Origin of the sequence: Mycolicibacterium novocastrense, from assembly GCF_001570485.1 — a bacterium.
Classification (GTDB): Bacteria; Actinomycetota; Actinomycetes; order Mycobacteriales; family Mycobacteriaceae; genus Mycobacterium; species Mycobacterium novocastrense.
In genome coordinates this window covers 15,296-27,708 of the sequence record NZ_BCTA01000063.1, presented here as the reverse complement: position 1 = coordinate 27,708, position 12,413 = coordinate 15,296, and the positions used below count along the sequence as shown (strand labels likewise).

At 65.7% G+C, this 12,413-nt stretch carries 9 protein-coding genes; 7 read left to right on the top strand and 2 right to left on the bottom strand.

The features are described 5' to 3' along the window. Positions 1–76: 76 nt before the first annotated feature. The gene (gene galE / locus RMCN_RS21580) at positions 77–1,036 is read right to left on the bottom strand and encodes a UDP-glucose 4-epimerase GalE (RefSeq protein WP_234787744.1); all 960 of its coding nucleotides are present in this window, start codon (positions 1,034–1,036) and stop codon (positions 77–79) included. A 311-nt stretch (positions 1,037–1,347) separates the two neighbouring features. Between galE and RMCN_RS21575 the strand changes: the two genes are divergently transcribed. The 7 genes from RMCN_RS21575 (at position 1,348) to RMCN_RS21545 (ending at position 10,890) form a co-directional block, all read left to right on the top strand. Next, positions 1,348–1,977, top strand: a complete 630-nt coding sequence (locus tag RMCN_RS21575; protein WP_165604469.1) for an FkbM family methyltransferase — start codon at positions 1,348–1,350, stop codon at positions 1,975–1,977. Positions 1,978–2,044: 67 nt separating this feature from the next. Further along, the gene (locus RMCN_RS21570) at positions 2,045–3,625 is read left to right on the top strand and encodes a lipopolysaccharide biosynthesis protein (RefSeq protein WP_084377642.1); all 1,581 of its coding nucleotides are present in this window, start codon (positions 2,045–2,047) and stop codon (positions 3,623–3,625) included. Continuing rightward, positions 3,626–4,315 carry a YveK family protein gene (locus RMCN_RS21565; RefSeq protein ID WP_067393527.1) on the top strand — a complete coding sequence of 230 codons (690 nt, stop codon included), beginning with the start codon at positions 3,626–3,628 and terminating at the stop codon, positions 4,313–4,315. It begins immediately after the preceding gene. 8 nt (positions 4,316–4,323) lie between these two features. Then, a complete protein-coding gene (locus RMCN_RS21560) occupies positions 4,324–6,345 on the top strand; it encodes an O-antigen ligase family protein (RefSeq protein WP_131808589.1) in 2,022 nt (673 codons plus the stop codon). Between the two features lie 67 nt (positions 6,346–6,412). Then, the gene (locus tag RMCN_RS21555; RefSeq protein WP_067393521.1) at positions 6,413–7,369 is read left to right on the top strand and encodes a hypothetical protein; all 957 of its coding nucleotides are present in this window, start codon (positions 6,413–6,415) and stop codon (positions 7,367–7,369) included. Positions 7,370–7,412: 43 nt separating this feature from the next. Next, positions 7,413–8,555 (top strand): glycosyltransferase, encoded by a 1,143-nt coding sequence (locus tag RMCN_RS21550; protein ID WP_234787743.1) that lies wholly within the window; start codon positions 7,413–7,415, stop codon positions 8,553–8,555. Next, complete coding sequence (locus RMCN_RS21545) at positions 8,545–10,890, top strand: glycosyltransferase (RefSeq protein WP_234787742.1); 2,346 nt, start codon at positions 8,545–8,547, stop codon at positions 10,888–10,890. Before RMCN_RS21550 ends, RMCN_RS21545 begins: the two co-directional genes overlap by 11 nt. Before the next feature lie 13 nt (positions 10,891–10,903). On the opposite strand, the gene RMCN_RS21540 is transcribed toward RMCN_RS21545, so the two are convergent. Next, positions 10,904–12,163, bottom strand: a complete 1,260-nt coding sequence (locus RMCN_RS21540) for a glycosyltransferase (protein WP_067393518.1) — start codon at positions 12,161–12,163, stop codon at positions 10,904–10,906. Between the last annotated feature and the right edge of the window lie 250 nt (positions 12,164–12,413).

Sequence of the window (12,413 nt, the reverse complement as noted above, 5' to 3'; positions counted from 1 at the left end):
ATCTCGCGCGACGGCCCGGCGGTGTTCGCGACACCATCGCATGTGGCGAGCACACCACGGGCCCCGAAGGGCAGCTTCAGGTCTGGTCATTGGCGACCCACGCCTTCCAGGCGCTGTTGACGGTGCTGGCTAGGTCGTGGCGGGATTCCCAACCGAAGTCACGTTGGATCTTCGCGGGATCGGCGACGACGTCGGGAGGATCACCCGGACGGCGGCCGATGACGTCGCACTCGAAATCGACGCCGGTGGCCTGCCGTACCGCCGTCATGATTTCGAAGACACTCGTACCCCTCCCGGTGCCGATGTTGTAGACAGCGGCCAGATCGTCGAACGCCATCTGGTTCAGGACAGCGGCATGGGCATCAGCGACATCCTCGACATGGATGTAGTCACGGACGCACGATCCGTCCGGGGTCGGATAATCGGCCCCGAAAACCTTTGGATGAACGCCCGAGCTGATCGCCCGAAAGACTCTAGGTATCAGGTTGTTCTCCCCGCGGTCGGCCAACTCCGGCGTCGCTGCGCCGGCCACGTTGAAATAGCGCAGGGCCGACCAACTGAGTCCGTGCGCTGCCGCAACGTCGGAGAGCAACTGTTCACCAATCAATTTCGTCCAGCCATAGGGCGACGACGGACTGGTCGGCGTCGCTTCGGTCACTGGACTGACGGCCTGCTCTCCGTAAACCGCCGCACTCGACGAGAACAGGATGCGGCGTGTGCCCGTGCCGACCATCGCCTCGAGCACGCTATGCATGCCGGTGACGTTCTGGCGGTAATAGAACAGCGGGTTGGCGACCGACTCGTCCACGGCCTTCTTGGCGGCGATGTGCACCACGGCGTCAGCGGAAAAAGAGCGCAACGACGACTCGACGAACGCGGTGTCCAACAACGAGCCCCCGTAGACCGGGGTGTCGGGCGTCAGCCGACCACGACTCCCGGTGGAGAAGTCGTCAAGGACAGCGACGTCATGCCCGATGCCGCGCAGCGCCCTCGTGACGTGCGCTCCGATATATCCCGCCCCACCAGTGACGAGCACTCTCAACGCATTCTCCAATGCTGGATGCCGAAATCAGATCAGATGTACCGAACCGCCGCAGGGGTTCTGGCGGATCCCTCGATGGCACGGTCGCGCGTCAACAGCGATGTTACTGTCGCGCCGTGGCGTTGAAGCACGTGGTGTATCGCGCGCTCGATCATGGGCCCGGTCGGCTGCTGATAGGTGTGGGGGCCAACCGACGGGCGCGGGCCGCAGGGGAACGCGCGCGATTCGCCTATGACCGTCCATCTGGGCTGTGGTCGAAGCGCACGCCGGCCGGGGTCATGCTACTGCCGGAGCGGTTGCAGGGAATGGGCATCGAGGAGTGCGAAGCTTTCACCAAGGACGTGTTCCTGTTCGATTACACGGTGAAGCCCGGCGATGTGGTACTCGACATCGGCGCAGGCATCGGTTCGGAGTCACTCCCTTTCTCCCGGTGGGTGGGAGCATCGGGCAAAGTGATTGCGGTCGAAGCTCATCCCGCTACGTTCGCGACCTTGGAGCGCGCTGTCCGACTGAACGGCGTGCGCAATGTCGACTTGGTGAACGCGGCCATCATGGATTCGGGCGCGCCCGTCATGATCAGCGACCTCCCCACAGAGGTCAGCTACGAGAACAGGATCGGGTCCGAGGGTGTCGAGGTCGCCGCGATGACGCTTGCGGACTTGGTCGAGAGGTACGACCTGAAGCGCGTCGACTTCCTGAAGATGAACATCGAGGGCGCGGAACTCCCGGCGCTGCGGGGTAGCGCGGAGATGCTGTCTCTGGTACGACACGCGGCGATCGGATGCCACGACTTCCTGGCGGACGAAACCGGCGACGACTCCTACCGAACCAAGGAAGCCGTCTACGAGTTGTTGGTGAATGCCGGATTCACCGTGCGTCGGCGGGATGGCGATCCCCGCCCCTGGGCGAGGGATTACCTGTTTGCCTCCCGGTGAATCGCCAACTGGCCGAGGCGGTTTGGTGCTCGCGGTCGGGCCCGGGTGATGTGGTAGCCGGCGTCCCATGAGGTTCAGGAAGACACGGCCCACGCGCGCCGCATCCCACGTCATCGGCGATGATGCTGTTCCCGCCGGTGGCACCGAGTCGGCGCCGCTGACCACGCCGCCTACGGGACGGCAAGCCGCCTGGAACTATCTGGTGTTCGGTCTGAGCAAGAGTTCCGCGCTCATCACGACGGTCATCGTGGCCCGCCTACTGGACCCCGCCGACTTCGGTTTGTTCGCACTGGCCCTTCTCATCATCAACTTCTTCGACTACCTCAAAGACCTCGGCGTCGGCGCGGCACTGGTTCAGAGCCCCGGCTCGTGGAAGCGGTTCGCGCCAACAGCATTGACACTCGTCACCGCGACCGGCCTGCTGGCTGGTGTGGCGGTTGCCGTGGCGGCGCCGCTGGCTGCCTCGATGCTCAACCAGCCGGAACTCACGAATATGGTGCGTGTTCTCGCCATTGCCGTCACCGTCTCCGCCATCGGTGTGCTACCGGCTGCTCTCTTACGAAGAAGGCTCGATTTCAAGCGCAGGCTCTGGCCGGAATTCATCGCCGCCGTCATCAAGGCCGGTTTGACGATTGCGCTCGCCACCACGGGTTTCGGCGTGTGGAGCCTGGTCTACGGGCAGCTGGTAGGAACCATCGCGCTGACATGCCTGTACTGGTGGGTGGCCCGCACCCCCCTGGAGTACGGTTTCGATGCCCACGAAGCGCGCCAGCTGGTGCTCTACGGGCTCTCCGTCACAGGAGTCACCTTTCTGGCGTTCGGGATCGCCAACGTCGACTACGCGGTCGTGGGCGTCCGCCTCGGCGACACAGCGCTGGGGCTCTACACCTTGGCATTTCGCATCCCCGACCTGCTCGTCCTCAGCCTGTGCATCGTGATCAGCGAGGTGCTTTTCAGTTCGCTGTCCCGGCTCCAGCAGGACAGACGCCGTGTCGGGGAGCACTATCTCCAGGTGCTGACGATCGTCGTGCCGCTGACCGCACCGATCTGTGTCGTCCTGGGCGCCGCCGCGCCAGCGGTGATCGGCACCCTGTACGGGTCGGATTACGCCGATGCGGCGCCGGTGTTGTCGATCCTGGCGGTGTACGGCCTCATCCACTCGGCGTCCTATCACGCCGGTGACGTGTTCAAAGCGATCGGACGTCCCGGACTCTTGACGGCGACCGGCGCCGTGAAGCTCGCCCTGCTGATCTGGCCGATCTGGTGGGCGGCCGGCCACAGCATCGTAATGGTCGCAGTAGTTCTGTTGCTGGTCGAGCTGGTTCCGCTGGTGGCGAATATGGTGCTGGTGCGCGTGGTGACTGGGCTGCGGTTCAGACCGCTGATCGCCGCGACGCTGCGTCCGATGCCCGCGGCGGCGGTCATGGCGCTCGCGATGTTGGGCATCACCTCCGTCACCGATCATTGGCCCGCACCCGTTGAACTGAGTCTGGCGGTGCCAGTCGGGCTAATCTGCTACGTATTGATGCTGAGGCTGACCGCACGCGCGCTTTATGACCAGGGACTGACGGTCATTCGCTCGGCACGGCGGCGATCGGCGCAGTCGGCTGCTCCCATCGGTACACCTGAGTCGGGGAAGGACACCTAAGTGGTCAAGACGCTTTCCGGGCGGCGGTGGTTGGTCGCGGCGTTGTGCGCGGTCATCGGGATGGTCGCCGGTCTTCTGATTGCCTATGTGCTGCTCGGGCATTCGAAGAGATACGCCGCACAGGCCACCCTTGCCATGTTGCCGGCCTCCTACATCCCCACGAGCGAGGCCGCACAGTACTGGGATGTACTCAATCACGGGCAGGCGACGCGGTCCGCGGCGATCGTGTTCGGTCAGAGCACGTGGCTGCAGTCCGCGGCAGCCGCGGCCAACGTGCCCCCCTCAGAGTTGACCATGTCCGCCGGCGCAGTCCGTGACACCACCCTGATCGAAGTGAGCGTCGAGGCCGGTTCCCCCGAGGCCGCCGAGGCGGCGCTCAGTTCCGTTCTCAGCGACGCGAGCGGGCCCGCGACCACTGTCGCCGGTCCATTCCGTCTCGAGGTGGTCAGACCACCCGCCGGCAGCGCCCAGGCCTTGGGGCCGGGCGGCCTACAAGCCTATGGCGCTGCGGGTCTCGCGGGACTCGCATTGGGCGCGGGCGTCGGACTGCTTGTCGGCCGACGGGCAGGAAGCAGGAATCCTGAGTCCTCGGAGTACGCCCGTCACGCCGCCGGCTCTCGCTACGCCGACACCGCTGAAGAGTCCACCCTTCACACCGAGCCGATGTCCCCCGAGCCAACCTCGCGGTGAGACCGGCCGTGCCCGACAACGTCGCCGCGTTGGCGGGGCGAAGTGAGATCCTCGTCGGCGCAGCCATGGGCGTGACCGTCTTGGCAGCCGCCGCGTGGGTTGTCGGGATCGTTCCGGTCATTCTCGTCGTCGGCCTGCCCTGTGCGATGGCCGCGGCCATCTACCTCGTGCGGCGACCGCAATGGGCCGTGGTGGCGATGGCCGTGTGCGAGGTGGCCAACATCAGTGGCGTGGTCGGCCCGTGGGGACCGATCTCGTTTTTCCGCATCTCACTTCTCATCGGGCTCATCACTCTCGGCTTGGCGTTACGCGACCCCATCGCCCGTGGCCGGCTGAACCGCTGGACACTGGTGTTCATCGGCCTCGTGGGCGTCTTCTTGACGACCCGCTTCCTCGCCTCGATCGGTGCTGCTGACGTCGGCGGCGCGTTCGGCCTGCTGAAGAACGAAGTCGCCGATCTGGCGTTCGTCGTCATCGTCATGGTGTTGTTGCAGATGACCGAGCGGCACTGGACGGTGGCCGCCGCGGTGGTGCTCTCCTTCGCCGTGCTCAGCGTGCTGACCCTGGTGAACCAAGTCCTCTTCAGCGGGACCATGTCCTTCGGCGGATTCGCAACCGTCACACAGGCAAGCGGCGAACTGGTGACCACCTTGCGCTACGGAGGTCCGCTTCCCGACTCGAACTTCTGGGGTCGTCACCTGATCATGGGGCTGCCGCTTGCGGGCGCACTCATTGTGCGTGCCCGACGTACGGGTCCGCGGTGGGCGGTGATCGGTTGGGCCGCAGCGATGCTCGCTCTACTGGCCGGGATCTACCTCACACAATCCCGCGGAACCTTCATCGCCACTTTCGTCGCGCTGGCCGTCTGGACCGTTCTCAGCGGTCCCACCACCCGACGCGCAGCGGTGAAGGTGCTGCCTGTCGCGCTGCTGTTCCTGCTGATACCCGGCGTCGGCAACCGACTGATCGCTCTGATGGCCGACGTGTACGGGTCGCAGCCGAGCTATTCCATCGACCCGTCGGTCGCGAGTCGCATGGCCGCCGGCGAGGTTGCCTGGACGATGTTCGACGACCGCCCGGTATTCGGCTTCGGGCCCGGCGGATTCCAGCTCCTGGTGGAGCGCTATTCGGGCCTCGTGCCGACGGCCGTGACGAACCCCCCGACTGCCGCAGCGCACGACCTGTACGCCCAAATCGCCAGCGAGGCGGGCGTTGTCGGCCTACTCGGGTGGGCAGTCCTGGTCATCGGCGTCGTCCTGTCTGTTGCCATTCGGGTGTCCCGGCTCGCGATGCAGTCCGAAACCGTCGAACGTTCGCTGGCGGCCGCCGTGTTGGCCGCCATTGTCGCCTGGTCGATCGCGAGCATCTTCATCCACCTGACGTATCTGCGGACCTTCGGCATCCTCCTGGCGCTCGCCGGGGCGATCGCGGCGCAAACAAAAGACCAATGGCGGGATCCGCTGCGCGAGTGCGGGCGGTTCATCACCGCAGCCACCGCCGCGGTCCTGCTTGCCGTGGTGGTCGTCGCGACATGCCTCACGGCATCGGCCACGCGCACGCATACCGCAAGTCAGCGCCTCACATTGCTGCCCGGTCCCGATGTCGAATGGGGTAAGGCCTATGTCCTCGACGTCCGCAGCCGCGAGGTCGTGCTACCGAGCTACGCCGCCCTGATGGTGGCGGGCAGCCCGCAAACCACCGCTGTGGCCGACACCGTGCGCGGCATCATCACGATTGGGGTGACCGCTTCCAGCCGCGACGCCGCCGTGGAATCTCTCCGAATCGCGTTGATGGATGCCGAAGCCAACCTCAAGAGGTTCGGAGCTGACTCGCTGTACGTCGTGCAACCGGTCGGACCGATCGTCCAACGCGATAAGAACGAGCAGTCACCCCTGGCGAGCGCAATGGCGCTGGGGGCGGGTGCGATCGTCGGGTTCGGCGCTTTCGCGCTGCTGTATCGCCGTCTGCAGGCACGGGCCCGCCGTCCGGCCCCTGTCGCGCCTCCGCCGCTTCTGCTGCCGACTCGCTGACCCGAATGGCACCACGGCAGCCTGCGTATTCTGGCTCTGAAATAGCGGTGCGGATGGGAGTGCCCCAATGCAGGCCACGGGTCGGCCCAGATCTGCGCTGCCGATCATCGTCGGTGTGTGTCTGGTCCTTGTCCTGGCAGTGGGCATCGTTACCGACGCCTCACGCACGAAACCACCGAGCGAGCCGTTCGCCGATGACAGTCCGTTTCGAACACCCGTCGCGTCCGACGCGCCCGTGGACCCGAACAGCGCGGCGATGGTGGCGCGGATATCCAGAGACGGCGTGATGTATGCCAACCTCGTCGAATTCGCGATACCCATCTACTCCGCCGGCGACGACACGCCGCGCATACACGTGAAATGCAGGATCAAAGACTGGGGCCCATGCCCGTTCGACGGTCACCGCGTGCCGATCCCCGAGAATGCGGTTCCCTCACCGGGGTCCGACGGGGCGATCGTCGTGATCGACCACGACAGGCGTCTTGTCTTCGAGTTCTGGCAGGCGCAACGTCACCGCGAGCACTGGACAACCAGTTTCGGCGCGGTCAACGACCTCGACGGCTCCGGGTGGGGCACATACGAGAACGGCTTCAGCACGGCTTCCGGCGCATCGCGACTCGGGGGTGTGATCCGCGTCGACGAGATGCGCCGCGGAGTCATCCCACATGCGCTGGCACTACAGAGCGACAGCGTATGCGCCGAGATTTTCCGGGCACCGGCAGTGAAGACGGACGGCACCTACGACGGGCCGGACTGCATTCCCGAGGGCGCCCGCCTTCGTCTCGATCCCGACGTCGACATCGACACCCTCGGACTCGCGCCCGCCGCGCGTGTGGTCGCCCAGGCTCTGCAGACCTACGGCGCTTTCGTCATCGACTACGGCGGTGCGCCTCTGAGCGTCTCGTTCGAACGTGACCCCGCGGCCGCACACCACCACCCGGGTGAAACCTACGGGCAGCTCGGCATGCCGTGGGATTACAGCATGATCGAGGTCCCCTGGGAGCACCTGGAGGTGTTGGCCTGACATCTCGTTCGTCCACCCATCGACCAAGCCCCGGAGGTTGAGGATGTCGAAACCCATGCCCGCTGACGGCACCCCAACACGTCCGGTACAAGTGATGATGGTCTTGGATTCCTTCAGCTTCGGGGGCGCGGAGAATCTCGTCGCCGAACTGGGGACGCACGCTCCCGCATCGATGAGGATCTCGGCCGCGAGCCTGGCTCCTCCCGTCGGCACCCGCACCGCACTCTTCGATCGCATCGCGGAGGCCGGGCTCGAGCCGACCTACCTCGGTGTGAAGAAGTTGACCGATATCGCGGGCTTCATCCACCTGGTGCGCACCCTGCGGCGGAGTCCGGCCGACGTCGTGCATGCGCACCTCGGCTACTCGGCGATCCTCGTGCCGCTTGCGGGCTTTCTGGCACGCAAACCCGTCGTCGCCACCCTCCACCTCATCCCGCAGAAGCACACCAAACGACGAGAATGGCTCAAGGAGCGGCTGTCGGTGCGGATCCCGGCCCGCCTGGGCCGGCTGATCTTTGTGTCGCAGCATGCATTCGACGCGTACGCCGAGCTGCACGGCCCTGCCCGGCACACTTGGCGGATGATCCCGAACGGTGTGAACACCGACCGCTTCAGCGCTGGGCGCTCCGCTGACCAGACTAATGCGCCCGTTTGGGCATGCGTGGCGGCGCTGCGCCCGGACAAGAACCACGCCGATCTGCTGAGGGCATGGGGCGACGTGGTGGTCGCCCATCCCGGCGCGCACCTACTGATCGTAGGTGACGGCCCCGCCCGCCCGGACATCGAACACGTGGTTTCCACACTGGGCCTGCAGGATTCGGTGACTCTGCTGGGACGCCGTGAGGATGTCGCCGCCGTTCTCGCCACGGTCGACGGTGTGGTGTCCGCGTCGGTCGAGGAAGCGCTGCCCACCGCGCTACTCGAGGCCGCGGCCTGCGGGCTGCCGATCGTGGCCGCGGACGCCGGGGGCACCCGCGAGATCGTCATCGACGACGTCACGGGCCGCCTCGTTCCGGTTCGCGATGTCCGCGCGCTCGCCGAAGCGTTGGTGAGCACCATCGACGACCCGGTGCGCGCGGCTGAATACGGAAGAGCCGGAAGGGCCCTGATCGATGAGAAGTATTCACTGGCCCGCTGGATAGAGAACCTGAACCGCCTGTATGCAGAGGTGATCGGTGAGGCCTGACCGCGCGGACACGACGCTCACTGTCGCCCATGTCATCCACTCGCTTGGCGCCGGCGGGGCGGAAGCCGTCCTCGTCGAACTCGCGCGGGTCGCGCCGGCTGCCGGGCTGCGGATGGTCGTGATCGGACTGTCGGACGTCCACACATCCGAGGGTGTCGACAACCGGATGGTGCCCCTGTTGCGGGCTCAGGGGGTGGCCGTCTTCGAACTGCACTCACCGCGATATGACGCATTGGCAGCGCTTCGCGTGGCACGGATCCTGCGTGCTGAGCGGGTCGACGTCGTGCATACCCATCTCAAACACGCCGACGTGGTGGGCGGGCTTGCGGCGCGGCTGGCCGGTGTGCCCGCGGTCTCCACCCTGCACGTCATCGACAAAGCCGCCTCACGCCGACACCGGCTGCGGGTCCGTGCGGCACTGAGCGCCCGCCGGCGGTTGGCGCGGACCGTGATCGCGCTTTCGCAAGCCCAACGTCGCTGGTACACCGAGATCGCCGGCGAGGACATACCGATCACCGTGTTACCCAACGGCGTGAACGAACCCGAGACGACGCGGGACCGGGCGGCCGTTCGAGAAGAGCTGGGTGTTGGGCCCGACGGCTTGCTGGTGCTGTGCGTTAGCCTCTTACGCCCGGAGAAGGGCCACCCCGATCTTCTCGCCGCCATGCGCGCGGTAACCGGCGACCGGCCGCTGACATTGGCGCTGGCGGGTGACGGCCCGCTCTTGGATCAGATCACCGCGACCGTCGACTCGGAACCGTCTCTGCGTGAACGGGTCCGCGTACTCGGGTTTCGATCTGATGTGAACGATTTGATTGCGGCCTGCGACTTCGTCGTGCATCCCTCCCGGGAAGACGCCTTGCCCACCGCACTCATTTCGGCGCTGGCTGCGGGGCGACCGATCGTTGCGACCACAGCAGGCGGAATCACCGACATCGTCACCGACGATTGCGGGTTGCTCGTCGAACCCGGCGCACCGGCCGCCCTTGCCACGGCGATCGCCGATATGGCGGAGATCGTGGAAGAAGGCGGACCCAGGCTGCAGCGCATCACTGATGCAGCCCGGCAACGGTACGGAACCCAATTCAGCGCACAGGTATGGGCAGCCAAGTTGTACAACCTGTACCACCAGATCGTTCGGGGCGATGACGCAGCGAAGCGTCGGCGCCTCGCGCTGGTGCAGTTCCAGCCCTCCGGCGGACTGTTCCACTTCGCGCTACAGCTCGGTGAGGGGCTGGCCCGGGCCGGCGAGAAAGTCGATGTCATCACCGGGCCCACACCGGAATTCGCGTCGCGGGTGCCCGGCTGCCGTGTTCGCAGTGTTCTGCCCACATGGCATCCGAACGCCGGTGAGAACGCGCCAGAATGGTGGCGCCGCGCTCGGCGTGGGGTGCGGGGTGTTCAGCACACGGTGGCGTGGGTCGTGCTATTCGGTTATCTGCTTGCCACGCGACCCGATGTGATCGTGTGGTCGTACTGGCAATTCCCGCTCGACGGACTTGGCGTGCAGATCATCCGGCGGGTACTGCCCCGAGCCGTCCTGGCACTTGTCTCGCACGAGCCACGGCCGTTGGTGCGGCGTCGGGAGTTGGAGGGGATGTATCACACCGCAGGGGTGACCCGAAGCGCACTCGCCCGCGCCTACGCCGACTTGGACGTGGCCTTCGTTCTGGGCGAGACCGCTCGCCGGGCACTGCTTCAGACGTGGCCGGTCAGCGCCCCTGTGCACATCATCCCGCACGGTGACGAAGGGTTGCTCGCCGCTTCGATCCCTCCGGCCGACACCACGAAGCCGGTGGCGTTGGCGTTCGGGATCATCACGCGTTACAAGGGAACCGACACACTCTGTGACGCTTGGCCTTTAGTGTTGAAAGCCCTGCCCGACGCCGAGCTTGTCATCGCCGGCGCCGCCGACACCGACATCGATAAAGACGAGCTGCGGGCCAAAGTTGCACGCCTAGAGCGGGTCCGGCTGGACCTCGGCTACGTCCCCACCCCCGAGGTGGCGTCCTACTTCGCAGCGGCCCGCTGTGTCGTGCTGCCCTACAAGCGCAGCAGTCAGTCCGGTGTCGCACATCTGGCACACACCTTCGCTCGGCCGGTGGTGGCTTCGCGCGTCGGCGACATCCCGTCCGCGGTCGACGACGGCGCCTCCGGATTACTGGTGACCCCGGAGGATCCTGAGGCGCTGGCAGACGCCCTGATCCGCCTGCTCTCCGATGCCGTGGAGGCGCGACGAATGGGAGATACGGGGGCGGAGGCGCTTTCGGCACGAGCGTCCTGGGATGAAGTCGCCGCCCGTTTCCTGGACGCGCTGCCTGATCGACGACGGTGACGCTACGTCGACGTCACCCCAGACCGAACACCGTGTCGTATCGAGCGAAGACCGCCCGGCGGGAGTATGTGCTGTCGAAGTGCTGTCGTGCCGCAGCGGACAGATCGGCGTTGTCGCGAGTATCTGTTGCCTCGAGCATGAGTTGCGCAAAATCGGGAGCCGAATCCGCCACCAGAACACCATGATCGGCTCCAACCGCCACACCCTCGGCGCCGATTGACGTCGAGATCACGGGTATCGCTGCGCCGAGCGCCTCGATGATCTTCAGCTTGACGCCCGAACCGAATCGAAGTGGATTCACCAGCGCAGCGCTTCGCGAAAGTATGCTCGCCAACTCCGGCACATAGCCTTCCAGGGTCACGCTGTGCGGATACTGTGCCGCCACCTCAATCAGATTCGGGAGAGGGTCGCGGCCGATAACGGTCAACCTGGCATCGGGCCGCTGTTCTAGCACCAGCGGCCATATCGCGGTGAGGAAGTGTCTGAGGCCGTCGTCGTTGTGCGTCAGTGAGAGTTGGCCCAGGAATACGAATTCCGGGGCGCCCCGGTAGTTCCGCACCGGCGCCGGCCGGTCACTCAGCAGCGGTGGTATCCCATGGATGCGGGCGCCGTCGACGCCCGCGCGGGTGCGGAGCAGCGCCGCCTCCTGCTCGTTGATCAACAGCGTGGTGTCGAAGCGGTGCGCGACCCGGTCCTCGCTTCGTCGCACGAGTCGCTGTTCCAGGCGAAGCAGCGCTCGCTGGCTGGGTTGCCACGAAGCGCTCGGGCGCAGAGCTTTGGGGACGTGAACGGCGAAGTTGCCGATGGCGTGAAGGTCGACATCCTGATACCGCTGGGCCGCATCGAGCATCCTGCGGTACCGCTCTGAGAACAGGTCATCGAGATAGCAGACCGCACGGCGGTTCGTGTCGGGGGCGTGTTGCGCCATGCGGACTGTGTCGTAGATTTCGAGGTCCGGTTTGATGTCCTGCAGAGTGCGGTGGATGGCGGCGCGCAGGTCGGGGGTGTTCAGGAGTGCTTCCTGCATACTGCACCGCCCGGTCAGTGTCCGGGTGAACAGGCTGACCATCGCCTCGCGGCCGCGCGGTTTTTCCACGCCCCGAAGTGTCACCGGGAAACGGCCGCATTCGCCGCCACCCACCATTACGTAGTACATCTGGTGTGCGCCGATCCGTTCGGACAGGTAGTCAACGAATCCGGCAAGAACGACCTTCTTGCCCGCATCGGTGGGGTATGGATCCACCGCGCTGATCAGTGCGACCGACTTCGGCACCCTCTACTCCGATGCTCTCGATAGTTCCCGATGAGGCTCGTGGCTTTGCCAAACCCACAACTCTCCGCACAATAGCGGAAAGTCGCCAGCTAGCCGGTGGTCTGTTTGTTACACCGGAAATTTGCCACAGCAGAACTATCGCAGTCGGTTACCCCCACCGCAAACGGAGAGACCGCGACGCACCTCAGCGCGCCTGCCGAGCGAGGGCACCTATCATCGCCCTGTGTCGGCATGTACACGCTGTCGAGTC